22 protein-coding genes are annotated in these 25620 nt (G+C 70.4%); 8 read left to right on the top strand and 14 right to left on the bottom strand.

The genetic code is table 11. The features are described 5' to 3' along the window. Positions 1 to 4 precede the first annotated feature (4 nt). The 9 genes from KIF24_RS15575 to KIF24_RS15535 form a co-directional block, all read right to left on the bottom strand. Complete coding sequence (locus KIF24_RS15575) at positions 5 to 610, bottom strand: NUDIX-like domain-containing protein (RefSeq protein WP_221084646.1); 606 nt, start codon at positions 608 to 610, stop codon at positions 5 to 7. Positions 611 to 728: 118 nt separating this feature from the next. Beyond that, on the bottom strand, positions 729 to 932 hold the full coding sequence (locus tag KIF24_RS15570) for a cold-shock protein (protein WP_221087380.1): 204 nt from the start codon (positions 930 to 932) through the stop codon (positions 729 to 731). Between the two features lie 211 nt (positions 933 to 1143). After that, complete coding sequence (locus KIF24_RS15565) at positions 1144 to 2013, bottom strand: SDR family NAD(P)-dependent oxidoreductase (RefSeq protein WP_230415642.1); 870 nt, start codon at positions 2011 to 2013, stop codon at positions 1144 to 1146. A gap of 138 nt (positions 2014 to 2151) precedes the next feature. After that, positions 2152 to 2331 carry a hypothetical protein gene (locus KIF24_RS35090; RefSeq protein WP_221087671.1) on the bottom strand — a complete coding sequence of 60 codons (180 nt, stop codon included), beginning with the start codon at positions 2329 to 2331 and terminating at the stop codon, positions 2152 to 2154. 356 nt (positions 2332 to 2687) lie between these two features. After that, positions 2688 to 3884 carry a helix-turn-helix domain-containing protein gene (locus KIF24_RS15555; RefSeq protein WP_221084645.1) on the bottom strand — a complete coding sequence of 399 codons (1197 nt, stop codon included), beginning with the start codon at positions 3882 to 3884 and terminating at the stop codon, positions 2688 to 2690. A gap of 249 nt (positions 3885 to 4133) precedes the next feature. Further along, positions 4134 to 4409, bottom strand: a complete 276-nt coding sequence (locus KIF24_RS15550; RefSeq protein ID WP_221084644.1) for a cellulose binding domain-containing protein — start codon at positions 4407 to 4409, stop codon at positions 4134 to 4136. After that, positions 4406 to 6097 carry a CotH kinase family protein gene (locus tag KIF24_RS15545; RefSeq protein WP_221084643.1) on the bottom strand — a complete coding sequence of 564 codons (1692 nt, stop codon included), beginning with the start codon at positions 6095 to 6097 and terminating at the stop codon, positions 4406 to 4408. Before KIF24_RS15545 ends, KIF24_RS15550 begins: the two co-directional genes overlap by 4 nt. A gap of 157 nt (positions 6098 to 6254) precedes the next feature. Beyond that, positions 6255 to 7085 (bottom strand): polyphosphate polymerase domain-containing protein, encoded by an 831-nt coding sequence (locus KIF24_RS15540; RefSeq protein WP_221084642.1) that lies wholly within the window; start codon positions 7083 to 7085, stop codon positions 6255 to 6257. Continuing rightward, on the bottom strand, positions 7082 to 7684 hold the full coding sequence (locus KIF24_RS15535; protein WP_221084641.1) for a DUF4956 domain-containing protein: 603 nt from the start codon (positions 7682 to 7684) through the stop codon (positions 7082 to 7084). The genes KIF24_RS15540 and KIF24_RS15535 overlap by 4 nt, the downstream gene beginning before the upstream one ends. 573 nt (positions 7685 to 8257) lie before the next feature. Between KIF24_RS15535 and KIF24_RS15530 the strand changes: the two genes are divergently transcribed. After that, on the top strand, positions 8258 to 9892 hold the full coding sequence (locus KIF24_RS15530) for a glucuronyl esterase domain-containing protein (protein ID WP_221084640.1): 1635 nt from the start codon (positions 8258 to 8260) through the stop codon (positions 9890 to 9892). 66 nt (positions 9893 to 9958) lie between these two features. Here KIF24_RS15530 and KIF24_RS15525 read toward each other — a convergent pair whose 3' ends face one another. After that, positions 9959 to 11524 carry a glycoside hydrolase family 43 protein gene (locus tag KIF24_RS15525; RefSeq protein ID WP_230415639.1) on the bottom strand — a complete coding sequence of 522 codons (1566 nt, stop codon included), beginning with the start codon at positions 11522 to 11524 and terminating at the stop codon, positions 9959 to 9961. A 235-nt stretch (positions 11525 to 11759) separates the two neighbouring features. On the opposite strand from KIF24_RS15525, the gene KIF24_RS15520 reads away from it, so the two are divergent. Further along, entirely contained in the window at positions 11760 to 13139 is a 1380-nt protein-coding gene (locus KIF24_RS15520; protein ID WP_221084638.1) for a glycosyl hydrolase family 18 protein, read from the top strand. Positions 13140 to 13755: 616 nt separating this feature from the next. Here the strand turns inward: KIF24_RS15520 and KIF24_RS34515 are convergent. After that, positions 13756 to 14532: an IclR family transcriptional regulator gene (locus KIF24_RS34515; protein WP_221084637.1), complete on the bottom strand. Its 777-nt coding sequence runs from the start codon at positions 14530 to 14532 to the stop codon at positions 13756 to 13758. A gap of 109 nt (positions 14533 to 14641) precedes the next feature. Further along, positions 14642 to 16273, bottom strand: coding sequence for a cellulose binding domain-containing protein (locus KIF24_RS15510; protein ID WP_230415637.1), 1632 nt, complete (start codon positions 16271 to 16273; stop codon positions 14642 to 14644). A 447-nt stretch (positions 16274 to 16720) separates the two neighbouring features. On the opposite strand from KIF24_RS15510, the gene eda reads away from it, so the two are divergent. The 4 genes from eda (at position 16721) to KIF24_RS34510 (ending at position 20112) form a co-directional block, all read left to right on the top strand. Continuing rightward, on the top strand, positions 16721 to 17359 hold the full coding sequence (gene eda, locus KIF24_RS15505) for a bifunctional 4-hydroxy-2-oxoglutarate aldolase/2-dehydro-3-deoxy-phosphogluconate aldolase (RefSeq protein WP_221084635.1): 639 nt from the start codon (positions 16721 to 16723) through the stop codon (positions 17357 to 17359). Then, positions 17356 to 18459 carry a sugar kinase gene (locus KIF24_RS15500; RefSeq protein WP_221084634.1) on the top strand — a complete coding sequence of 368 codons (1104 nt, stop codon included), beginning with the start codon at positions 17356 to 17358 and terminating at the stop codon, positions 18457 to 18459. Before eda ends, KIF24_RS15500 begins: the two co-directional genes overlap by 4 nt. 235 nt (positions 18460 to 18694) lie before the next feature. Next, positions 18695 to 19192: a DinB family protein gene (locus KIF24_RS15495; RefSeq protein WP_221084633.1), complete on the top strand. Its 498-nt coding sequence runs from the start codon at positions 18695 to 18697 to the stop codon at positions 19190 to 19192. A 62-nt stretch (positions 19193 to 19254) separates the two neighbouring features. Then, positions 19255 to 20112: a DUF4253 domain-containing protein gene (locus KIF24_RS34510; protein ID WP_221084632.1), complete on the top strand. Its 858-nt coding sequence runs from the start codon at positions 19255 to 19257 to the stop codon at positions 20110 to 20112. Between the two features lie 9 nt (positions 20113 to 20121). On the opposite strand, the gene KIF24_RS15485 is transcribed toward KIF24_RS34510, so the two are convergent. Then, complete coding sequence (locus KIF24_RS15485) at positions 20122 to 20973, bottom strand: endonuclease/exonuclease/phosphatase family protein (protein WP_221084631.1); 852 nt, start codon at positions 20971 to 20973, stop codon at positions 20122 to 20124. A 63-nt stretch (positions 20974 to 21036) separates the two neighbouring features. After that, positions 21037 to 22431, bottom strand: coding sequence for a short-chain fatty acyl-CoA regulator family protein (locus KIF24_RS15480; protein ID WP_221084630.1), 1395 nt, complete (start codon positions 22429 to 22431; stop codon positions 21037 to 21039). Between the two features lie 218 nt (positions 22432 to 22649). Here KIF24_RS15480 and aceA point away from each other — a divergent pair, with 218 nt between their 5' ends. Continuing rightward, on the top strand, positions 22650 to 23918 hold the full coding sequence (aceA, locus tag KIF24_RS15475; protein ID WP_221084629.1) for an isocitrate lyase: 1269 nt from the start codon (positions 22650 to 22652) through the stop codon (positions 23916 to 23918). After that, a complete protein-coding gene (gene aceB, locus KIF24_RS15470) occupies positions 23918 to 25528 on the top strand; it encodes a malate synthase A (protein ID WP_221084628.1) in 1611 nt (536 codons plus the stop codon). The genes aceA and aceB overlap by 1 nt, the downstream gene beginning before the upstream one ends. Positions 25529 to 25620: the final 92 nt, after the last annotated feature.

Below are 25620 nucleotides of genomic sequence, written 5' to 3'. Positions count from 1 at the left end.
CAGGCTAACCTGAAAGGGCCGGTTGGCGCCATTTCGCCGACCGGACGCGGCGGCGCGAAGCGGGCGGCCGGTCAGGCCGGCGGCAGGCCGACCCAGGAGCGCAGCAGCCATCCACCGATCGAGTCGACGGGACCCGAACCGGGGCCGTCGACGATGCGTTCGACGATCTCGGCTTCGGTGAACCACCGCAGGTACCGCAGTACCGGGTGTGCCGGTTCCAGTAGAGCAGTCCCCGGGCGTACGCGAGGGTGGCGGCCAGCGGCGCGGGCAGCGTGGCGGCGAGGCTACGCAGGTCGGCGCTGGCGTGCGCGGCACCGAGCCGCAGCGCCTCCGCCTCGTCGACCTCGCTGAGGTCGGCCGCGAAGATCGCCGTCGTACCGTCCAGACCCAGCAGGGTGCTCTGGCCGGCAGACGCCACCAGGGTCCGGCCCGGCGGCCCGGTGAGCGTGACCGGGTGGCCGGTGGCCGTCAACAGCGGGCGGTCGCGCCACATCGGCAGCACCTGGCTGTCGTCGCGCCGGAGCCGGTCGGCGACCCAGTCCGGGTCGGTGCGCAGGCTCGCGGCCCGGTCCTGTGGTGTCCCGGTGTACGCCAGCCCGCCGAATGTCATGCCCTGATCGTGCCCGACGGCCATCGGCGACCCGGTCACGGGTGGACGGACACCAGTCGGTTGCCCCGGGTACGGCGGGTCCGCTGAATCAGTCGGCCCGTCGTACCCGGGAGTCGCGTCAGAGCGGGCGGATGTTCTCCGCCTGAAGTCCACGCTGGCCCTGGGTGATCTCGAACTCCACCCGCTGGTTCTCCTCCAGGCTGCGGAATCCGCTGGCGGAAATGGCCGAGAAGTGCGCGAACACGTCGGCCCCGCCTCCGTCCTGGCTGATGAAGCCGAAGCCCTTGTCCGCGTTGAACCACTTGACGGTGCCGGAAGCCATGTTTTCTCCTCGCAGGCTGTCGAAACGCCGCACCATGCGGAGTTTCCTGGTCGCTGCGTTGATCACCCGTGTCCCGGCAGAGCCGGGACAAAACAAAAAGCGCCCGGGTTTGGATACCCTCAGGCGCTGGCTACGTCTACGGAAATCAAAACTGCAACGTGGCCACCGTAGCACGGAAAACCGGGCCGGGTGCGGTCTTCGCCGCGACGGGTCAGGGCAGGATGGAGTCCACGTAGCCGCCGTCCACCCGCACCGCGGCCCCGGTGGTCGCCGACGCGAGTGGCGAGGACAGATAGACCACCATATTCGCGATCTCCGCGGGCTCGATGAGGCGTTGCAACAGCGACTGTGGCCGGTGCCGGATCATGAACTCGTGCTGCGCGGCGTCCCAGGGCAGTTCCGAGCCGACCAGCGAGCGGACGAACTGTTCGACCCCGCCGGTGTGGGTGGGGCCGGCGATGACACTGTTCACGGTGACGCCCGAGCCCGCCGCCTCCTTGGCGAAGCCCCGGGCCACACCCAGCAGGGCGGTCTTGGAGACACCATTGTGGATCATCTCGGCCGGGATCACCACCGCCGAGTCGCTGGCGATGTACTGGACCCGACCCCAGCCGCGCTCGCGCATCCCGGGCAGGTATGCCCGGGTCAGCCGCACCGCGGCCAGCACGTTGACCTCGAAGTAGCGCCGCCAGTCGTCGTCGCTGATCTCCAGGGCGGGCTGGGCACCGAAGATGCCGAGATTGTTGATCAGGATGTCGACCCGGGGGAGCGCGTCGACCGCCGCGATCGCTCCGTCGGCTGTCGACACGTCGGCGGGTACGGCGACGAAGTCACCCTCGCCCAACTCGGCCAGGGACCGGTCGACGGACTCAGGTGAACGCCCGTTGATTCCCACCCGGGCTCCGGCCGCCGCCAGGCCGGCGGCGATGGCCCGGCCGATGCCCTGGGTCGAGCCGGTCACGAGAGCGGTGCGGCCAGCAAGGTCTATCCTCATACCGGCCATTCTGCCGAACGGATGGGCGAGGGCGTGACCGCTGTCCGCGTCCTGCTGCACCATCACCCGGTTGTCGTGCGAGGTCATCCGGCCTGGTGCCGGCGGTCCCGGTCGGGTTCGGCCGGCACGGTCGCTGGGCTTCGCTGCTGTGCATGCGGCGGTCGTCTGGTCCAGCCGATGAAGCGGCGGTGCAGCTCCAGATCGGCAGGACCGGGCCGTGGGTGCTCACCGCACACGGCCGAGGAATCTGGCGACGCTCGCGTGGGCCTGCTGGCTGGTCGCCCACTCCACCTGCCAGCACGGGTACGGGGACAGCCGCGACCACCAGGCTCGGCAACCGGCACACATGCCGTCGAGTCCTCGGACGTGGACCGCGAGGATCGCCTGCTCCGGCCCGCCGGTCACTGCTCACCTTCCTGCGGCCAGTGATCACGGTTGATCGGGATGCGATGCCGGGCACGACACGGCAGATCGGCCCCGCACCGGCAGACGCGCCGCCACCGCTGCCACGACCACACGGGCCGATGCCGCCGGGCAAACGTCAACGCGGTAGCCGAGAGGTATTCGTCGTACGAGACGCGCCGCTCCACCGACACCGAGACGTCCCTGCCCGCTGCCGGGGGCTTGTGTGCGGTCATCTGTCCGGCCCTCCGTCGCGAGGGCACGGAGGGACACCTGCTGATGTGCCTCGTTCCGCGCCCGGGTGCAGTGAGGTCCAGCGTCACGCCGGGCGCGTCATCGATCCAGAAGGTGACTGTCCGCTAACCAGGTGTGCTGTCCGCTGGTGGTCGACGTCCCGGGGCGTACTCGATGCACAGGTCACGCAGTGTCGCCGCCTCTGGTGCCCCCGTCTGCTCCACCTTCGTCAGCAACTCCGCAGCCCGCCACCAGTTCGACGGCACCACCCGCCCGGACGCCACCGCCTGCGTCCCGAGCGCGACCGCCTCGTCCGGCTGGCCGGCGGCGACCAGGGCGAGACCGAGGTCGAGACGGGCCGACGCGGACCGGCGGGGCCGTGCTCCCCCGTCGCCGTTCGGGTCCAGGTCGGCCAGCACCGCCCGCGCTACCTGCTCGGCACCGGGGTCACCGGCCCACGCCAACGTCGTGGCCGTGTAGGCGGCGGCCTTGGCCGGGTCGTATCGATAGTGGTGCTCGGCCCGCTCAGGAACGGGCAGGTTCGCCGTCAGCCGCGCTACCCGGTCCAACGCTCGCCGGGTCGCGCCGACGTCCCCGATCCGTGCCCACGCACGCGCCTCCTGGGCAGTCGCCTGAATGCGGGCGGAGCTGCCCTTCGGGGCGATCCGCTGAGCTTGATCGGAAAGATCGAGTGCCGTCCGGTAGTCACCTTGAGTCAACACGTCCCAGGCCCGGGTTTCGAGACACCATGCCTGGATCTCGCCATGTTCGGCATGTTCGGCAAGGTCACGAGCAGCTCGCAGATGGGCAGCCGCAGCAGTCCGCTGCCGCAGGTCGATGTGGACGGTGGCCCGCAGTACCGCCAACCAGCCACCAGCAACCAACAACCGCCGTTGCTGAGCTAGCGTGACCCGTCCATCCAGCAACCGCCCCACATAGGCGAGGTGCCGCCGCACCAGCGGCAGAAGATCCGCAGGGGCCATCGTCGGATAGGAACTGGCAAGATCGTCAACACCCTGCTCGATCCGGTCGAGCACCTCTCTGCTGACATCGCTGGCGGCAACCCGCGCCCGCAACTCGCCGGCCTCGGCCGCATGGTCGATCGGCGCATCGACCAGGCGAGCAAGCGCGCCCTCCGCTTCGAGAATCTGGTCCAGGTGGCGCGCCGTGTCGACCGTCGGAGCCTTGAGCCCTGCCTCCAACTCGTGCAGATGGCTCTTACCCCGATGAGCGAGCTGCCCCAGGGACCGAAGCGACAGACCACGCCGCTGCCGAAACTCACGCAGAGCTACACCGAAGCGCGGATCGACGGACGAGACCATAGCGCCGCTCCAAGCTCAACAGGCCAGGCGAACTCACCCAGCCGCCACCCGCCGACCGTACCCCGGCACGCCGCACATCGATGACCCCACGCTTGCAGGTTCCGGGCTTCGTACGGTCCCCGCTCCCGTTCATGTCCGTCGGCTACCCCGGGCGGTTGACCCGTCGAATGGTCTGGTGCGGTCCGCGCGTCAATCCGGTGGCGCACCTGACACCGGTGACCCGGTGCCAGGTGCGCCTGCCGGCGGCGGTCAGCCAGCGGTGCAGCTCGGCGTCGGGGCGCTGGTCGAGCCGCTGGCCGAGCCGAGGAAGCCGAACGTCGTGCTGGCGCGGGCGGCGAGGCTGCCGTTGTAGCTGACGTTGCGGGCGGTGACCGTCGATCCCTGGCTGGTGACGGTCGCGTTCCAGACCTGACTGATCGTCTGGCCGTTGGCGAACGTCCAGGTCACGGTCCAGCCGTTGATCGCTGCCGCACCAGCGGTGACGCGGACCTCGCCCTGGAAGCCGCCGGGCCACTGGTTGATCACCGCGTACGTCGCGGTGCAGCCGCTCCCGCCCGGCGGCGGGGTGGTCGGCGGCGGGGTGGTCGGCGGGGAGTGGTTGGCGGGGAGTGGTCGGTGGGGAGTGGTGGGCGGGGAGTGGTCGGTGGGGGCGTGGTGGACCCGCCCCAGCCGGCGGTCGAGTCGAGCCAGGCCGCGCGGCGCAGCATCCAGTCCCGCATGAACTGGACCTGCCCCTGCCAGGTGGACGCGGTCGGGGTGATGAAGGGCCCGACCATCCGGGTGGAGAGGTTCGGCCAGCGCTGGAAGTTGCGTTGCGCGCCGGCCGTCAGCGGCGCGGTGAGGGCGTTGATCCGGGACTGTAGCGACGCGTCGGAGAGGGTGCTGGTGCGCAGCGCCTGCCAGCGCAGCCGGACCTGGTTGACGAAGGCCGGATCCCGCATCAGCTGGGTGTACCAGTCGTTGGCCACGGGCTGCCGCACCTGCTGGTACTGCCAGCCGGAGGTCTGGTCGTTGGCGAAGTATCCGCCCACCCCGAAGCTGAGGTCGTAGTCCCACAGCGGACCGGCGAAGATCTTGGTGTCGCGGTCCTTGTAGAAGTACGCGCTGCGGATGTACGAGTCCATCTCCCGGCTCAACTCGTTGATGATCAGCTGGTCGATGAAGGAGTCCACGTCGATGTACGCCCGGTAGCCGCTCGTCGGGTCGGCGAAGTTGGGCGCCCGGAGCACGTTGTGGAACTCCTGGAGGTGGTTGCGTAGCCAGTCCCGTTGTTCGGGTTGCAGCGGGGACGGGTCGGCGACCTCCAGGTAGTTCCAGCAGCTCGCCGCCGGCCCGGTGCAGGGCAGGATGGGCTCCTCGGCGGCCATCCACTCGAACTTCCAGATGTAGCCGCCGGTGATCCTCGGCAGGGTCCGGTCGTCCTCGCGGAGCTGCTTGAGGTCGAGGCGGTTCTTGGAGTTCTTGATCGTCTCGACGATCATGTAGACGCCCATGTAGTCGTCGGCGGCGACCGGGCCGGCGTCGGTGTTGAGGTAGAACTCCGCGAAGGCGTACCGGGGCGCCGGCAGGCCCATCTGCCGCCCGAGGTCGTAGACGAACGCCTCCCGGATCAGGGCCTTGTCGGTGAACGGGCCGCGCAGCACCCAGTCGGAGTCGGCGGGCATGCCCAGCAGCGGGTAGTCGGCGTCGTCGTCCTCGTTGTCCCAGAATTCGAGCCGGAACGGCGTCTTGTCGAAGGTCGACGACGACTGGCCGCGTAGCCGGAACCCGGCGCGGGTGGCGACCGTGGGCGCGGCGGCCAGCGAGGTGTTCCCGCCACCCGGCTCGAAGATCATGGTGGCGGCGTCGAAGTACTCCCGGTCCGGCCGGCCGGCACCGTACGAGTCGACCAGGATGACCGGTAGGTCATGCGCCGTGGTGGTGTTGCGGGCGACGTACATCGCGGTGCCCGGCGCCCCGGACGCGGTCTGTCCGACGAAGGCCTGCGCCCGCACCTGGGTGGTCCGGGTCAGCCGCAGCGGGGAGCCGGAGTAGAGCGACGACTGTGCGGTGGGCAGTCGACCGTCGGTGGTGTAACGGATCTGGGCGCCGCTGACGGTGCTGCTCAGCGACACCGACACCTCGCCGGAGAAGGTGCCGCTGGGCACGGAGAACCCGATGTCGCCGACCAGGTCGTCGGCGGCGGCTGCCGCCGTGACGGCGTCGGCCGCCACGGTGTCGGTGCCGCTGCCGCCGGTGGTGGACGAGCCGGCGAGGGTTCGGCGCCGGCCGGTGCCGGCGACGGGACGAGTAGCCCGGCGACCAGCACGGCGACGGCGGCGATCCCTGCGGTACGCAGGGGTGCCGTCGCGGTGCCGGCGCTGCGGACGGTCAGACGCACGATGCCTCCTGAACGGAACGGTGGGTGGTGGAGGTCGGTGCCGTGCCCACCGACTCGGGGGCGCGGAAGTGGCGGCGCAGGGTCCGTCGCCACGGCGAGTCCGGCAGCCCCGGACGGAGGGCGGCCAGGCCGGTTGCGTACTTGGAGATGCGGGCGGGCCGCAGCCCGCGCTGCCACAACATCCGGTCGGCGGGTGAGGCGGCGTAGCTGGTCTTGGTCTCGACCACGGCGAGGCCGGGCAGTTGCAACGAGGTGTCGCCGTCCTGCCAGCTCAAGCCGGTGTCGATGGTGACCCGGCTGGCGGTGCCCGGCAGCAGCAGGGTCGCCCGCCGGTAGCTGGTCACCAGCACCGGGTCGAGGTCGCTGCCGGCGGGCGGGCAGACCGCCTCCCGGACGAGGGCCTCGTCGACGAAGTCCCGGCCCGGGCGCACGGTCGCGCGGTCGCGCGGGTCGTACGGCAACCGGTGCTTGGTGATGCTGTCCCGGGCACCGCTGATCTTGACTCTCAGCCAGCACTGTGCGGAGTCGAGGTAGCTGCGCGTGCGTACCTTGAAGCGGCGTCGCCGCCGGTAGGCCGCACAGTGGTAGCTGGCCAGCCACGGGGTGTCGAAGTAGACCGACTCGTAGCGGAAGCTGCGCTCGCCGTCGATCTCCAGCACCTGGGCGTACGAGGTGAGCTGGCGCAACAGCTGCGGCAGCTCGCCGAGCGGGACGACGTACTTGCGGTCGACCCTGGTCTGCAGCGCGGCCCGGTCGATCAGCTCGGCCAGCCCGACGGGTGGCAGCGCCGCCAGTGGCGCGGTCAACGGCGGCGTGCTCATCGGTGGGCTCCCGCCGGGGTCGGCGTGCCGGCCGCGGCCCTGGCGGCCCGACCCTTCACCGAGTACCGGACGTCGACGATGGTGGTCTCGTTGACCAGGTCGAGCCGCTGCACGATGGCGGCGTGCACCCGTGCGCCGAGCAGTTGCTCCAGCTGTGCGACGAGGGCGACCTGGTCGGTGACGGCCGAGTCGAGCACCATGATCTGGTGGCGGTAGTGGCGTAGCAGCCGGGGATGGTCACCCAGGAACATCACCACCACGATCAGCCCCATCAGGCCGGCGCTGAGCCAGATCGAGGTGGTGCTCAGCGCGCCGAGGATGCCCAGGGCCAGGGCCGAGAAGTAGTACGCGACCTCGTGCTGGTCCAGCTCCGTGGAGCGCAGGCGGATGATGGACAGTACGCCGAACAGTGCCAACCCGAGCCCGAGCCCGGCGCCGACGTTGCTGGCGCTGAGCGCGCTGGCCACCGCGAGGACACCGACGTTGACCCCGAGGTAGGCGACGACAAGGTCACGGCGCCGGTGCCTCGGGAAGTAGAGCCCGAAGACGAGCAACGCCACCGCGCAGATGTCGATCGCGAACAGGACGAGCTGCGACATCTCGTACGTTCCTCCTGGATCGCTGCCGCTCCGGCCCGGACCGTCCACGCTGTCCTCGGATGAACCGCAGGATGATCGGCCGAAACGCAACCGGAACTTCCGGTAAACTTGCGGGAACAATTTCGAGAATAGTAAGGCAAGAAATCGAGATTGGTCAATGAAAACCTGGCGCTCACCTGGGTCGTTGGTGCGTCGACCCTTCCACTGTGGCTGGTCGGCCGGGCCAACCTTGCTGGTCAGTGTGGGGTGACGGCGAATCAACTGGCCGATTGACCAACGATGAACCAGAGGCAAACGAGGGGTGTCTGCACCGTCCACTGCCGCGCGCCGCGGATGCCGTGGATCGTCGTGAGACCGGCCGTCCGGGCGGTGGACGCGGTGGCGGCCGAACCCGGGCCCGATCGCGGGCCGATGCGGTGCGTGTCCGGGTGGGCGGGCCGGCCGGCGATGACCGACCGATAATTGCCGAAACCATATTGACATGTTTCGGTGTCGGGTTTGAAACTTACCGCTGCCTGCTATCGATGAACGTCGATCGCGCTCGTCGCCGCTGGAAGGGGACCTTCAGTGATCATGAGATCAGACCGGTCACAGATCCGTTCGGCGATCGTCGTGCTGGCGGTGACGGTGCTCGCGCTCGCCGCGACGATCTGGGTGGTGGCGAGCACCACCGTGGCCCAGGCCGCCGGCAGCCTCGCCGCCGTCTCGCCGGTGGAGGACGAGGGCGCCGACTGCCCGGTGCCCAACCCGGGATCGCCGCCGGCCAGCTCTCGCCTCCCCGATCCCTTCCGGAAGCTCAACGGCACCCGGATCTCGGCCAAGTCCGACTGGCGGTGCCAGCGGGCGGAGACCAAGGACCTCGCGGAGCGGTACGTCTACGGCGACAAGCCGGCGAAGCCGCAGAGTGTCACGGGTACGGTCTCGGGCACGAACATCACGGTGAACGTGACCCACAACGGCCGCAGCGCCAGCTTCTCCGCGAGCGTGCAGCTGCCCAGCGGCAACGGGCCGCACCCCGCCGTGGTGGTGCTGGGTGGATTCGGCGCGGACACGGCCACCATCCGGTCCGCCGGCGCCGCGGTGATCAACTATGACCCTCTCGCGGTGGGCCGGGAGGGCACGCCCCGCAACGACAAGCAGGGCGCCTTCTACAGCATCTACGGCTCATCGAGCAGCAGCGGCCTGTTGGTCGCCTGGGCCTGGGGGGTGAGCCGGATCATCGACGTCATCGAGCAGTCGGGCGGCAGCATCCTCCGGGCGGACGCGACCGGCGTCACCGGCTGCTCCCGCTACGGCAAGGGTGCCTTCGTGACCGGCGCCTTCGACCAGCGCATCGCGTTGACCATGCCGATCGAGTCGGGCAGTGCCGGCTCACCCATCTTCCGCGGCATCCCCGGCGAGTCCGGAGCCCAGCCGCTGAGCAGCGCGTACGGCGAGCAGCCGTGGCTCGGCGACGCCTTCGGCTCCTACACCGGAAACCCGGCGAACCTGCCGGTGGACACCCACCAGACGGTGGCCATGGTGGCGCCCCGCGGTCTGTTCATCATGGACAACCCGCACATCGACTGGCTGGCCGCCCGGTCATCGAGCGTCGCGGCCCTGGCCGGCGCGGAGGTCTACCAGGCCCTCGGTGCGGGTGACAACATCACCTACTGGTCCGACGTGCAGGACGGCACGCACTGCGCCTCCCGGTCGGAGTGGCGCACCCCGCTGCAACAGCACATCCAGAAGTTCCTGCTGAAGACGGGTAGCGCGGCCGGCGTCTTCCGCATCTCCAGCCGCAAGGCGGGCAACCTGGCCGAGTGGCGGGACTGGCAGACGCCTACCCTCGCCGACGGGCCGACCACGCCGCCCACCACGACGCCGCCCACCACCACGCCGCCCACCACCACGCCGCCCACCACCACGCCGCCCGGCGGTGGCTGCTCGGCGTCGGTGTCGGTCAATCAGTGGCCCGGCGGGTTCGTCGCCACGGTGCGGGTCACCGCGGGCTCCTCGTCGATCAACGGCTGGTCGGTCCCCATGACGCTGCCCTCCGGTGCTGCCGTGACCAACGCCTGGAACGCCCAGCGGAGCGGGAACAGCGGCGCGGTCACCTTCACCAACGTCAGCTACAACGGCAGCGTCGCCGCCGGCCAGTCGACCGAGTTCGGCTTCCAGGGCACCGGAACCGGCACGGGAATGACCGCCGGCTGCGCCGCCGGGTAGGTCCCCGGCACGTCGAGTCCCGGCCTGGTGCGGCGGCGGCAAGCCGCCGCACCAGGCGTGTTCCTGTCATTGCTCGCTGACCGGGGTCGAGCGGTAGTCGAACCAGTCGAAGGCGGCGCTGCCCGCGGTGACGTAGAGGCCGAACACCCGCCCGGTGAAGCCGGCGGCAACCTCGGTGGACAGGTAACGGCCGTCGAGTTCGGCCAGCACCACCGGGCCCTGTTCGGTCGCCACCTCGAAACTGACCGTGTCGCAGGCAGAGGGGCGTACGCCGAAGGGTGCCCCGGGCGCCGTCACCTGGTCGGCCGCGGTGACCGTCGGTGGCAGCAGGTCGTGGGTCCTGGTGGCGATCGTCAGGGTGACCGGCCCGGCCGGCACCGGCACCTCGCCGAAGACCTGGCGGAACGGCCCGACCCGGCCGATCACCCGTACGCAACCGTCGGAGATCTCAAGGTCGTAGTGGTGCGCCTCGTCCATGCGGAGGGTCAGTCCGGCCCGTCCGGAGCCGGGGTCGACCCGGACGGCGGCCCGGCAGTCATGGTGCAGTTGCCGGTGGGCGACCATGGTCGCGCCGGTCCGGTCGAGGGTCGTACCGTCGGCGTGCAGAGTGAGCCACCCGGGCCGTGCGGTCAGCGACCAGCTCTCCTGCCGCCGGTGGCGCAGCGAGATCCAGCCCGGCGCCAGCTCCGCGCCGTCGAAGTCGTCCCGGCGCGCGCCGGGATCCGCGGCTGCGGCATGCGACGGCGGGCTTCCGGCCGGCGCGGCCGTCACCTCCTCGACCGGGTCGACCACCGGCCAGCCGTCCACCCACCGCACCGGCACCAGGAAGGTCTCCCGGCCGAGCACGTGGTACGGCGGCCACTGGCCCTTGGCCCGGATGCCGAGCAGCACCATCCACCAACTGCCGTCACCGGCCTGGACGAGGTCGGCGTGGCCGGTGGCCTGCACCCTGCGGTCGGTGCTGCGATGGGTCAGGAACGGGTTCACCGGGCCGGGCTCGAACGGGCCGCGGATGTTGCGGGAGCGGGCGATGGAGACGGCGTGGCCGGTGTGCGTGCCGCCCTCGGAGACCAGCAGATACCACCAGTCGCCGATCCGGTACAGGTGCGGGGCCTCCGGGTACTGCCCGCCGGTGCCGGACCACATCGGCACCGGGCCTTCCAGGACGGTGCCGGCCTCGGGGTCGATGCGGTAGGACGCCACGCCCGACAGGGTCATCCAGCAGTCACCGTTGTCGTCCCAGGTGAGGGACGGATCGACGTTCGGCAGGTCGAAGTAGACCGGGTCCGACCACGGCCCGGCCGGGTCGGTCGCGGTGACGATCAGGTGCCGGCCGAGGGTGACGTTCGTGGTGACCATCCAGAACCGGCCGTCGTGATGACGGATCGTCGGTGCCCAGATGCCCAGCGAGGCGTGCGTGTCCGGAGGAAGTTCCAGCTGGCCGGGGCGGTCGAGCACGTTGCCGATCTGCCGCCAGTTCACCAGGTCCCGGCTGTGGAGGATCGGCACGCCGGGGAAGTACTCGAAACTCGAACAGACCAGGTAGTAGTCGTCGCCGACCCGGCAGACGCTCGGGTCCGGGTGGAAGCCGGAGACGACGGGATTGCGGAAGGTGGCGGAGGGGGTGGTCATGTGGATCATGCTATAGGCCGATCGCCGTCGCCGTCGCCGCCTACGGGCGGAGACCGGTGCCCCGCCAGGAGGCAGGGCCGCATCGAACGATGTCATTGACCTTACCGTTAACACTCTTTAAGATTTGGCTGCCTCGAGGAACCCATCACCCGTACGCCCGGCCGGTCACCGGCGGCACCAGCGGTGCCCGGCCGTGGCGGCACGGCACCCTCACCTGCCAACGGGAAGGCCCTCGATGTCCTCACCACGCCCGCGGCGCCGCTCGGCCCTGGCCGCCGGTCTGCTCGCCCTGGCCACCACCGCCGCGACCCTCGCCCTCGCCCCGACCGCCGCGCAGGCGGTGGTCCTGCCGAACAACTTCAAGAGCGTCGGCTACCTGCCGTCGTGGACCGGCAACGTCAACGCGGTCCAGTACAACAAGCTCACCCACATCAACTACGCGTTCGTGCTGCCCAACAGCAACGGCACCCTGCGCGCGGTGGAGAACCCCAGCAAGCTCTCGTCGCTGGTGTCGCTCGGCCGCGCCAACAACGTCAAGGTCTCCATCGCCATCGGCGGTTGGAACAACGGCGACGACAGCGCCTTCGAGGCGCTCGCCGCGAACGCCAGCACCCGCACCACGTTCGTCAACAGTGTGGTCAGCTTCGTGAACCAGTACGGCCTCGACGGCGTCGACATGGACTGGGAGTACCCGGACCCGGGTGCCTCGGCCAACAACTACAGCGTGCTGATGTCCCAGCTCAGCAACGCGCTGCGTCCGCAGGGCAAGCTGCTCACCGCCGCCGTCGTGGCCGAGGGCTACTACCGCGACGGGGTGCCGACGGCGGTCTTCAACCACGTCGACTTCCTCAACATCATGGCGTACGACGGTGGTAGCCCGCACGCCAACTACGACTGGTCGATCAACGCGGTGAACGGCTGGAAGGCCCGCGGCCTGCCGGCCAGCAAAGCGATCCTCGGCGTGCCCTTCTACAGCCGGCCCGGCTACTACACCTACTCGCAACTGGTCGGCATGGACCCGGCGAACGCCAACCGCGACTGCACCACCGCCGGCGGGGCCCAGCAGTGCTACAACGGCGTCCCGACCGTCAAGCGCAAGACGCAGTGGGCGATGGCCAACGCCGGCGGCATGATGAACTGGGAGCTCACCCAGGACACCGGCGGCTCCACCTCGCTGGTCAGCGCGATCTACGACACCGTGATGGGCGGCGGCACACCGCCGCCGGGCGGCCGGACCGGCCAGATCACCGGCATCGCCGGCAAGTGCGTGGACGTGGCCGCCGCCGGCACCGCCAACGGCACCGCCATCCAGCTCTACACCTGCAACGGCACCGCCGCGCAGAGCTGGACCGTGGCCAGCAACGGCACCCTGCGTGCCCTCGGCAAGTGCATGGACGTGACCAGCGCCGGCACCGCCAACGGCACGACGATCCAGCTCTGGGACTGCAACGGCACCGGCGCCCAGGTCTGGCAGCCACAGTCCAACGGCACGCTGCGCAACCCGGCGTCGAACAAGTGCCTGGACGCCACCGGCAACAGCTCCGCCAACGGCACCCGGCTGCAAATCTGGGACTGCTTCGGCGGCGCCAACCAGGTCTGGAGGCTGCCAGCCTGACGCGGTGCCCGCCGCCGAGGCGGTGCCACTCGCCGAGTCCGAACGAACGAACGGGCAGGCGGACGGGTGGACGGGCGGACGGGCGGACGGTCAGTGGAGCCGTTGACCGTCCGCCCTGACGCTGACGCTCCGTGACGATGTCGACGACGCTCCACGCTGCTGACGTTCCGTAGTGGCGCCGACTCCTCCCGGATATGGTGGTTGGCTCCTTTGCTCTGCTTCAACCCACGCACTGGCAGCTGAGCAGCGACGATCCGGGCGGCGCCAAATCGGGCAGGAACTTCTGCCGCCACGTAGCGTGACTTGTTGCGTGGATTGAAGCAGAGCAAAGGAGCTAGGGGGTGAGGGGGCGTGAGCGGCGAATATTGCCGACGGTGATCGGCGTCTGCTCCTCGTCGGATCCGTGGGGGTGCGGCTTCAGGTCGAGCTGCGGATAGATGCGCGTGCGGCTTCGGGCCGGATCCGGCTGCGGCAGATGTGCGTCCGGCTTCAGGCTGGGGCCCGGCTGCGGCCGGACGGGCCGGGCGATGACCGGGCGACGGGCGGCCGACGGGGTGGGCGACGGCCGGGGCGACGGCCGGGCGGCCGGGCGGCCGGGTGCGGCGGGACGGTGTGACTATCCGGTCAGCATGCTGCGGGCCTGGGTAAGGCCGCCGAGCGTCTCCCGCAAAGCCGTGACGATCGACGTTTCGAGCTCCGGTCGTAGCCGGGTCGCCGGCACCGAGACGCTCACCGCGTCCACCGCCGGCGACGCCAGCGGTACGGCCATCGCGAGGCACATGATGCCCTCGGCGTTCTCCTCCCGGTCGACGGCGTGCCCGGCCGCCCGTACCGTCGCCAGCGCGGCGTGCAGGGCGTCGCGGTCGGTGAGGGTGTGCGGGGTGAGGCGGGGCAGCGGCCACGACAACAGCCCGTCGACGTCCTGGTCGGGATGCTCGGCGAGCAGCGCCTTGCCGAGCGCGGTGGCGTGGGCCGGCAGCCGGCGGCCGATGGCGCTGTAGAGGCGCAGTCGGTGCACCGACTCACGCTTGGCCAGGTAGACGACCTGGTCGCCGTCGAGGCGGCCGAGATGCACGGCCTCGCCGAAGCGGCGGGACAGCTCGTCGAGCACGCCGGAGAGCAGGCCGATCTGGTCGTCGCCGTCGAGGTAGCCGGCACCGACCCGCAGCGCCCGCAGGCCAAGCCGGAACCGGGTGCCGGTCTCGTCGGTCCGCACCCAACCGCGGTTGGTCAGCGTACGCAGCAGGCCGTGCAGGCTGCTCTTCGGAATGCCGAGGGCGCGGGCCAGGTCGCCCAGCGCCCACGGGTGGGGGTGGTCGGCGAGCAACTCGAGCAGGTCGAGGGTGCGCCCGGCCGATTTGACGGGCTGGAAATCCTCGGGCGTGCTGGACACGTGGTGACTCTAGCCAGGGCGGTGCCGGGAAACGTTGCCGGTGTCGCGGCGCCGAAGGCTCGATGTGCTGGCCGGGTCGGCACTTGCCGGCCCGGCCAGTACACGGGGCTCAGCTACAGGCGGCGCCGTCGAGGGTGAAGCCGCTCGGTGCGGCGTCGTTGCCGCTGTGGCTGGCTTGGAAGCCGATGGTGGTCGAGCCCCCTGGAGGTATGGAGGCGTTGTAGCTGACGTTCGTAGCGGTCACCTGACCACTGGTTGGTGAGTAGGTGGCACTCCAGCCGGAGGTGATGGTCTGCCCGGGAGCGAGGGTGAACCTGAGTGACCAGCCGTTGACGGGACTCGTGCCGGTATTGGTGATGGTGATGTTGTCGACCAGGCCGGTGTTCCACGCGTTGACGGAGTTGGTCACCCGGCAAGCTCCGGCAGGTGGGTTCGTGGTCGGGGTGGGTGAGCCGGACCCCTCCGTGACGGTGATGGTGGAGATGCTCCGCGCGGGGACGTCGACGGTCACCTGCCCGCCGCTGACACTCGCCGGCTGTGACTGGGCACTCTGGGTTCGTGAGGTGACGGTGTACTCGGCCGTCGAAATGTTCTGCGGCACCTGGACGACGGCATCGTTGACCGCACTGTTCGAACGGTTGAGAACCACCAGCGTGACCTTGCCCCTTCCGTGGTAGGCGGTGACCTCCAGAGAAGAAGCCCGTGAACCCTTCGAGACGGCCACCCGCCTGTCGCCGGGCCGGACATATTTGGCGTACTGCGAAAATGCATAGCCGCGTTTGAGTGCCTCGCCCTTCGTGGTCCCGAACTGCGCCTCGCCGTCACCGACGAAGGAGTAGAAACGGCGGCCATACCACCAGACGTACGCGCTCCAGCCGGACTCCATCGACCTGTGCACGGTCCGCATGATGTCGTCCAGGCTCTCGTTCCAGACGGAGGTGTTGCTGGGGTCCCCCCAGATGTTCGAACCGTTCCCGTCGGCCGCGTGGAGGTTCCACTCGGTCATCCACTGGTTTTTGCCATGCTGGTTCGCGAGTGGGTAGGGAGACAGGTTTCCACTGTTCTCGGTATCGTACAGATGGCCGCCGACATAGCCGATGTTGTTGCGTGCGGCGGCGTCCTGCAGCGTGGGGTCGGTGTACGAGCGGTTGAACCTCAGCGACTCGGCAACCATGAGTTCGGTGTCCTTGACCTTGGCGCCGTGGTCCCGGACGAAATTCCGCATCTCGGTGCCGGTCCAGTCCATCGAGTCGTAGTTCGGGTGCCAGTCCGGCTCGTTCTGGACCGAGGTCACGTCGATCGTGACACCCTGCCCTTTCATGTACTGCACGTAATTGTTCAGGTGCTCGGCATAGTCGTCGTGGTAGTCCGGCTTGAGCTTGCCGCCGTCGGTCCTGCTGTTGTTGGTCTTGAAGTGCGCCGGAGCCGTCCAAGGCGACGCAAGAATCTTGACGTCGGAGCCGTAGGACTTGGCAGTCCTGAGGCTGTTGACCGCATGGCTCCACTCGCTCGACTCGGGCGACAGCCCGGTTCGCACGATCGACAGACCGAGCTGCCCGCTGCCCATGCCGACGAGTGTCTGGGTTTCGCCGGTCGTCCAGTGCTCGCCCGCGCTTCCCCAGATCGGAGTCGCGGCCCCGAACCCGTCGATCACCTGGAACGACGAGGCGGTATCGACGGTGATGTCGGGCGTGGCGGCCAACAGGGGCGGCGCGGTCAGGACCCCTGCTGCGGTGACCAACGCGGTCCCCGCGGCGAGCACTGTGGCCGCGACCGCTCCGCGACGCAGGCGGGACGGTGGGACTTCGTCACGGTGGGTAAGCCTCATCGGGCTTCCTCTCTACCGCCGTTGCGATGCAGGCGGCGGCAACATCGCGCAACTGGGGACCTCGGGCCAGCCCGAGAGGCCGGGCGGGCAGCGGGACAGCCGCTACCGTCGCCTCCCAGCTACGAGTTGATCAGAAACGAGCTGCTCCGTCGCCGTTGCCCTCGGCCCGGATGATCAGCGCTACCGCTCCCGCGCGACGCACAAACGGTCATTTTGTCAGCCCGGGGCAGGGTTCGCAACCAGCCTCGCTACCGAGTGCACACAGCACGATCACGGCTTGTAGCCTCGAACTCCAGGCATGATCCCGAAGGGGTGTTGCCGCACTGGCGAAAGAACTGGGCCTCCAGTAGCGTCACGTACGTGACTGACGTTCATGGCTCTGAACGATTGGCTGTCGGTCGGGTGCTGCCCGTCGTGGTCCTCGACGATGCGCGGCACGCCGATCCCCTCGGTGACGCCCTGGTCAAGGGCGGTCTGACGGCGGTCGAGGTAACCCTTCGTACCCCCGCCGGGCTGGCCGCCATCAAGGCACTCGCCGCCCGTGGTGACCTGACGGTCGGCGCCGGCACGGTGCTCACCACCGAGCAGGCCGAGCGGGCGGTCGCGGCCGGCGCCCGGTTCGTGGTGACCCCCGGCTTCGCGCCGGCCGTGGTCCGCGCCGGTCAGGAGGCCGGCGTGCCGGTGGTGCCCGGCGCCGCCACCGCCACCGAGATCCAGATGGCCCTCGACGTCGGCCTGGACATCGTCAAGTTCTTCCCCGCCCAGCAGCTCGGCGGCGCCGCAATGATCAAGGCACTCGCGGCGCCGTTCCGAGCCGTCCGGTTCATCCCCACCGGTGGCATCACCGCCGCCGTGATCGCGGAGTACCTCGCCCTCCCGGCCGTTCTCGCGGTCGGCGCGAGCTGGATGGTGTCGGCGGACCTCATCGCCGGCGAGCAGTGGGACGAGATCAGCGCCCGGACCCGGGCGGCGCTGGCGGCGGCCGGAGGTGCCGCATGAGCATCGTGACAACCCGACCGAAGGGCGACTGCCGCTTCGACCTGGTCTCGCTCGGCGAGGTCATGCTGCGGCTCGATCCCGGTGAGGGGCGGGTCCGCACCGCACGCCAGTTCCGCGCCTGGGAGGGCGGCGGGGAGTACAACGTCGCCCGTGGCCTGCGTCGCTGCTTCGGCCTGCGGACCGCGGTCGTCACCGCGTTCGCCGAGAACGAGGTCGGCCGGCTGCTGGAGGACCTCATCCTCCAGGGCGGCGTCGACACCAGCTTCGTCAGCTGGCTGCCGTACGACGGGATCGGCCGCACCGTCCGTAACGGGTTGAACTTCACCGAGCGGGGCTTCGGCGTACGCGGGGCCGTCGGCACCTCCGACCGTGGGTACTCCGCCGCCAGCCAACTCAAGCCGGACGACGTCGACTGGGATCACCTGTTCGGCGCGTTGGGCGTGCGGTGGCTGCACACCGGCGGCATCTACGCGGCGTTGTCGGAGACGGCCGCGCTGACCGCCGAGGCCGCCATGACCGCCGCCCGCCGGCACGGCACCGCCGTCTCCTACGACCTGAACTACCGGCCCAGCCTCTGGAAGGCCGTCGGCGGTCAGGACCGCGCGCGGGAGGTGAACGGCCGGCTCGCCGGTCTGGTCGACGTGATGATCGGCAACGAGGAGGACTTCACCGCCTGCCTGGGCTTCCCGGTGCCGGACACCGACATTCACAGTGGAGCGCTGGACGCCGGCAACTTCAAGGCGATGATCGAGGCGGTGGTCGAGGCGTACCCCAACTTCAAGGTCGTGGCGACCACGCTGCGCGGCGTGCGCAGCGCGACCGTGAACGACTGGGGTGCCGTGGCCTGGGCCGGCGGTTCGTTCGCCGAGGCCACCCACCGGCCCGGCCTGGAGATCCTCGACCGGGTCGGCGGCGGCGACAGCTTCGCCTCCGGGCTGATCTACGGCCTGCTCGAACATGGCGGTGACCTGGCGCTGGCGGTGGAGTACGGTGCCGCCCACGGTGCGCTGGCGATGACCACCACGGGCGACACGTCGATGGCCAGCCGTGCCGAGGTGGAGGCGCTGATGCGGGGAGCCGGAGCGCGCGTGCAACGCTGAGGCAGCGACCTCGGGCTGCACCCGACCTCGGACTGTGCGCGGTCGCGTACGCCGAGCTGGTGATGATCCGACTGACGTGTGTGTATCGGCGGTCAACTGCGACAGCCGTTCCGGCAGGCGGGAGTCGTTCTCCTACGTCCGGGCCGCCGGGAACAGATCCGCGCCGTTCGACTCCATCGGTGGACCGTAGCGGTCGTTCGTTGCCGGGCGCAGCCGCTTCTGGGATGCTCCGGCGATGCCTTCCCTGCCGCACACCTCCACCCAGGACGTTCTCCAGAAGCCGATCCGGGCCCAGTTCGAGACGTTCCTCGACGAGCACCGCGCCTTGCTCAACAGCAGCCTCGACGGGCTGACCGAGGAGCAGGCCCGACGATCATTGGTGCCGTCGCGCACCACCCTGCTGGGGCTGGTGAAGCACGCCGCCTTCGTGGAGAAGGTCTGGTTCGACGAGGCGGTGACCGGCCGGCCGCGCGCCGAGGTCGGCATCCCCGCGACGCCGGACGAGTCGTTCGTCCTCGACGACACCGACACCGTCGAGAGCGTCCAGCGAGCGCACCGGGAAGCCTGCGTGGCGTCCCGACGCGCCACGGCGAACCTGGACCTGGACGACCTGTTGCCGGGCAACCGGCGCGGCCCGATTCCGCTGCGCTGGGTCTACCTGCACGTGCTGCGCGAACTCGCCCAGCACTGCGGGCACGCCGACATCCTCCGCGAACAGATCCTCGCCGATTGACCCGGCGCTGCTCCGGCTTGTCTCTGACCGGTTGTCGGAGCTGACCGATATCCTTCCGCCTCGTGAGATCGCAGCTGAACGAGATGCCGTCCGACCTGCTGGAGCTGTTCGGGGGGACGGACGCGGGTCCGCGCACACTGTCCGTGCCGTTGCCGGCCGGCCGTGCGGTGCGGGGCGACGAGGGCGACGCCGAGCGGCCCTCGTTGTGGCTGTCCGACGATCCTGCGTCGGCCGGGTTGTGGCCGCGGTTGCGCGCGGCGCACCGGCAGTCCGGGTTGTGGCCGTTGCTGCTGGACGGCTACGCCGGTGACACGTCGCGTCCCTGGGCTGTCGGCGAGTTCTGGCCGGACGGCGTCTCCTCGCCGGCAGCGCATGATCCGGAACGACTGCTCGCCGGCTGGTGGACCGCCCAGACGGCCCCCTACGACGGCGACGACGAGCTGTCCAACGAGCGGCGGCTCGCGGTGGCCGCCCCGTACGGTCAGGACTGGCCCGGGCTGGCCGTGGCGGCCGAGCCCTGGGTGGCGCCGGAGCGGCACGCCGACCACTGGGCCGAGCAGCTGTCGCAGGCTCAGCCCGCGATGCGGCTCGGGCTGGTCGCCGCGGAGCGGGGCAGTGACGCGTTGGCCGTGCTCGGCTGGCAGGGCGCGATCAACCACACCAACGACACCGCCCAGCTCTGCGCCGTGCTGCGCAGCTGGGAGGAGCGGTTCGGGGTCCGGGTGATCGGCGTCGGATTCGCCGAGCTGTACCTGAGCGTCGCCGCGCCGCCGACGCACACCGCAGAGGCGCTGCGGGTGGCCGCCGAGCACTTCGCCTTCTGCCCGGACAACGTGTGGCAGGGGCAGCGACCGTGCACGCTGGCCGCGTACGCCGACCGCCTGGTCGACGCCCCGACCTGGGCGTTCTGGTGGGACTGACCGGGCGGCTCAGTGGGCGGGGTCGCCCGGTCCGGGGATCGTGAGGGTGACCAGGAACGCCGCGTGATCGGTCGTCCGGTCCATGCTGATCGACCTGCTGTCGCGGATCGTGACGTCGGCCGTGGCCATGAACTGCTGCACCCCGCCGTCGTGCAGGTGCAGGTGGTCCGCCGGCACGCAGGACCGCACGTCGGGTGTGCCGCCGTGCCGCAGGTTGAGGTCGCCGCTGACCACCGTCGGCTGGTAGCGGTGGCGGGCGTGCAGCTGCGGGATGGCGGTGCCGAGCAGGTGCCCACACTGGGCCAGCGCCAGCGTCGAGCTGGTGTACGCCAGATGCGTGGTGCATGCATAGTAGGCGTCGGTGGCGTCGACGCAGAGCCAGGCCCGCTGCTCGGGGTCCGCCGGATCCTGCGCCGGGTAGATCCCGGCGTGCACCTCGTGGCCACGGTACGGCGCCGCGATGTGCGCCAGCACCCCGACGCCGTACTGCTCTCCGTTGACGCATCGGTAGGGCTCGCCGGTACGGCCGTTGCGCGCCGGCTGGAAGGCGGCCACCACGGCGTCGTCGTGTGCCTGTCGCATCGCCTGCTCCAGCAGGTCCACGTCGCCGGAGCAGATCTCGTTGAGGGTGACGACGTCAGGGCTCTCGCTGCGGATCACCTCGGCGGCGCGGGCCACCGACCGACCCGTGTAGCAGCCCTTCGCCATGCCGCTGTTGCACAGGTTCAGCTGGAGCACCCGCAGCTGGGTGGGGCCGGGCGCGTCGGAGACCGAACAGCCGGCCAGCAGCCCGGCGACCGAGATCAGGCAGACGACGACGGCGACCAGCCGGCGCGGGACAAGGGAGGGACGAGAAGCCATGCACCTGCCCTGCACTCGCGGAGGGGCTGAAAGTGTATCCGCCCTCCGCAGGCAGCGTCGGGTTCAGTCGCGCAGCGGGTACGGGATGAAGGTGCTGCGGTTCTCGTCCACGTCCAGCTGCCGGCTGATCGGCGGCGCGGCCCGCTGCGGGCAGGTCATCCGCTCGCAGGTCTTGCAGCCCGGCCCGATCGGGGTCGCCGCCTCGGTCGCGTGCAGGTCCACCCCGGTGGAGTAGACCAGCCGACCGGCGTGCCGGGTCTCGCAGCCCAGGCCGATCGCGTAGACCTTGCCGGGCTGGCCGTAGCCGCCGTGGTGGCGGGTGATGGTGCGGGCGATCCACAGGTAGCGCTGGCCGTCCGGCATCGCCGCGACCTGGGTCACCACCCGGCCCGGTGAGCCGAACGCCTCGTAGACGTTCCACAGGGGGCAGGTGCCGCCGGTGCGGGAGAACGGGAAGCCGGTGGCCGACTGGCGTTTCGACATGTTGCCGGCCCGGTCCACCCGGACGAACGAGAACGGCACCCCGCGCGCCCGGGGGCGTTGCAGGGTGCTCAGCCGGTGGCAGACCGTCTCCCAGCCGATCGCGTAGTGCTGGGTGAGCAGGTCGATGTCGTAGCGGCGCTGCTCGGCGGCGGCGAGGAAGTGCTCGTACGGCAGGATCAACGCCGCCGCGAAGTAGTTGGCCAGACCGACCCGGGTGAGGATCTGGGTCTGTGCGTCGTCGAACTTCTCCGACTCCACGATCTCGTCGATGACGTCGGCGAACTCCAGCAGCGCGATCTGCGCGGCCATCCGCATCGCCTCCTGCCCCGCGCGCAGCGACGTGGACAGGTGCAGGGTGCGGGTCTGCGGACGGTACCGGTGCAGTTCGCCGCCGAGCGCGGCGGCGTCCTCGCGGGCGATGCGTACCCCGTGGCGCTCGGCCAGCCGGTCGCGCAGCAGGGCGCGGACCTCACCGCGGCGCAGCCCCATCCGTACGGCCAGCCGCTCGGCCTCCTCGTCCAGGTCGGGCACGTAGTTCTGCCGCCGGTAGAAGAACTCGGTCACCTGGTCGTGGGGGCTGCGGCCCACCCGCTCGCGGTCGCCGACCAGTTCGGCGAGCTGTTCGTCGGCCTGCTGGTAGCGGCGGTGCAGCTCGATGACGGCCGCGGCGACCTCGGGCAGCCGGGTGGCGAACTCGGTCAGCTCGGCCAGCCCGGCCCGGCCGGGCAGTGCCTCGCGCAGCCCGGTGACCAGGCGTGGCGTGTCGTGCGCGGCGAACACGGTCGGGTCGACACCGAACAGCTCGGTGATGCGCAGCAGCACCGGCACGGTCAGCGGCCGGGTGTCGTGCTCGATCTGGTTGAGGTAGCTCGGAGAGATGCCGAGGTGGCGGGCCAGCTCGGTCTGGCTGAGCGCGCGCTCCTCGCGCATCCGGCGCAGCCGGGCGCCGGCAAAGGTCTTGGCGATCGCCCTCACCTCCCTGCTCCGCGGAACCGGATCGGGCCACATTAGCACTGCTGCGAATGGAGTCCTTCGCAACTTTGCAAAATCGCCTCTTGACTTTTCAGTAATTGGCTTTTTGCGTCCCTCGACCCTGTCCGGCCAGCCGTGTGAACGTGGGCTGACACCGGCGGCTCGGCGTTGGCGCAGCGCCCCGGGTGCCGATCGAAGACCCCCGAAGGGAATGAGAAACGATGGTTACCGCGGTCGAGCAGTTGCGGCACGAATGGGACACCAACCCCCGTTGGCGGGGAGTGCGGCGCAGCTACCGTGCCGAGGACGTGGTGCGGTTGCGCGGCGCGATCCAGGAGGAGCACACCCTGGCCCGGCACGGGGCGAACCGGTTGTGGCGGCTGCTGAACAGCGAGGACTACATCCACGCCCTCGGCGCGCTCACCGGCAACCAGGCCGTGCAGATGGTCCGGGCCGGACTCAAGGCGATCTACCTCTCCGGCTGGCAGGTGGCCGCGGACGCCAACCTGGCCGGGCACACCTACCCCGACCAGAGCCTCTACCCGGCCAACTCGGTGCCGGCGGTGGTGCGCCGGATCAACAACGCCCTGCTGCGCGCCGCCCAGATCACCACCGCCGAGGGGGACACGTCGGCGATCGACTGGCTGGCGCCGATCGTCGCCGACGCCGAGGCCGGCTTCGGCGGCGTGCTCAACGCGTACGAGCTGATGAGCGGGATGATCTCGGCCGGCGCCGCCGGCGTGCACTGGGAGGACCAACTCGCCTCCGAGAAGAAGTGCGGCCACCTCGGCGGCAAGGTGCTCATCCCCACCGGTCAGCACATCCGCACCCTGGAGGCGGCGCGGCTGGCCGCCGACGTCGCCGGCGTGCCGACCGTGGTCGTCGCCCGCACCGACGCCCAGGCCGCCACCCTGCTCACCACGGACGTCGACGAGCGGGACCAGCCGTTCGTCACCGGCGAGCGCACCGCCGAGGGTTTCTACCGGGTCCGCAACGGTGTCGAGCCGTGCATCGCCCGGGGCCTGGCCTACGCCCCGCACTCCGACCTGCTCTGGATGGAGACCAGCACGCCGGATCTGGAGGTGGCCCGCCGGTTCGCCGAGGCGATCAAGGCCGAGCACCCGGACCAGTTGCTCGCCTACAACTGCTCGCCGTCGTTCAACTGGCGCAAGCACCTCGACGACGCGACGATCGCGAAGTTCCAGCGCGAGCTTGGCCACATGGGCTACAAGTTCCAGTTCATCACCCTGGCCGGCTTCCACGCCCTCAACTACTCGATGTTCGACCTGGCCCGGGGCTACGCCACCGACGGCATGCCGGCCTACGTGTCCCTGCAGGAGCGGGAGTTCGCGGCGGAGGCGGCCGGCTACACCGCGGTCAAGCACCAGCGCGAGGTGGGCACCGGCTACTTCGACCTGATCAGCACCGTGCTCAACCCGGCCGGCGAGACCACCGCGCTGCGCGGTTCCACCGAGGAGGAGCAGTTCTGATGAGATACGAGATCATCGGCCCGATGGCGGAACGGTTCGACGAGGTGCTCACGTCCGAGGCGCTCGATTTCCTCGTCGCGCTGGACAGCGAGTTCGCGGCCCGCCGGGTGGCCCTGCTGGACACCCGCCGGGCACGCCGGGACCGGTATGCCACCGGCCAGCTGCCCGACTTCCTGCCCGAGACCGCCGGCATCCGCGCCGACCCGACCTGGCAGGTGGCGTCGCCCGCGCCGGGCCTGCTGGACCGGCGGACCGAGATCACCGGGCCGCCCGACCGCAAGATGACCATCAACGCGCTGAACTCCGGCGCCAAGGTCTGGCTCGCCGACTTCGAGGACGCCACCGCTCCGACCTGGCACAACATCATCCGTGGTCAACTCAACCTGATCGACGCCCTGGACCGGCGGATCGACTTCACCGACCCGCGCGGCAAGCGTTACGCGCTCGGCGCGGAGCTGGCCACGATCGTGGTCCGGCCGCGCGGCTGGCACCTGGTGGAAAAGGGGATCGTGGTCGACGGGCGGCCGGTCTCGGCCAGCCTGGTCGACTTCGGGCTCTACTTCTTCCACTGCGCCCGCCGCCAGCTCGACGCCGGGTCCGGGCCGTACTTCTACCTGCCGAAGCTGGAGAGTCACCGCGAGGCGCGGCTGTGGAACGACATCTTCGTCTTCGCCCAGCGCTACCTGGGCCTGCCGCAGGGCACCATCCGGGCGACCACGCTGATCGAGACGATCACGGCCGCGTTCGAGATGGAGGAGATCCTCTACGAGCTGCGCGAGCACTCGGCGGGGCTGAACGCCGGCCGGTGGGACTACATCTTCAGCGTCATCAAGAACTTCGGGCAGTGGCCGGACTTCGTCCTGCCGGACCGGTCCGAGGTGAGCATGACCGTGCCGTTCATGCGCGCGTACACGGAATTGCTGGTGCGGACCTGCCACCGGCGCGGCGCCCACGCGATCGGCGGGATGGCCGCCTTCGTCCCGGCCCGCGACCCGGAGGTCAACGAGGTCGCCCTGACCAAGGTGCGGGCGGACAAGCAACGGGAGGCCGGCGACGGCTTCGACGGCTCGTGGGTCGCCCACCCCGGCCTGGTCGAGACCTGCCGGGAGGTCTTCGACGCGGTGCTGGGCGAGCGCCCGAACCAGCTCGACCGGCGCCGCGACGACGTGGCGGTCACCGCCGCCGACCTGCTCTCCGTCGACAAGACCCCGGGCCAGGTCACCGAGGCGGGGCTGCGGTCCAACGTCGCGGTGGCGCTGCACTACATCGACGCCTGGCTCGGTGGTGCGGGTGCGGTGGCGCTGTGGAACCTGATGGAGGACGCCGCCACCGCCGAGATCGCCCGCTGCCAGATCTGGCAGTGGCTGCACCACGGCGCGCCACTGGCCGGCGGTGGCTGCGTCACCGACGAGCTGGTCCGGTCGATGCTCGCCGAGGAGCTGGCCACCCTGACCGAGGGTCGTGCGGACGCCGGGCGGGAGCGCGCCGAGCAGGCCGCCCGGATCGTCGAGGAGACCGCGTTGGGCGAGGACCTGCCGTCGTTCTTCACCACCGGCGCGTACGCCCGGCACCTGGGCCCCGCCCGAGAGTTGGCCGTGGCGGCCCGCTGAGCGGCAACCACCCGCAACACCCCAGCCATCGACGTCGACCGTCACAGCTCGTAAACGCCTGTCCTGCTCCACCCCCTTCCCACTCGCACGCT

The sequence above is a fragment of the Micromonospora tarapacensis genome, assembly GCF_019697375.1.
Classification (GTDB): Bacteria; Actinomycetota; Actinomycetes; order Mycobacteriales; family Micromonosporaceae; genus Micromonospora; species Micromonospora tarapacensis.
The sequence above is the reverse complement of the archived record's forward strand: the minus strand, read 5'-3'. Positions and strand labels throughout refer to the sequence as shown.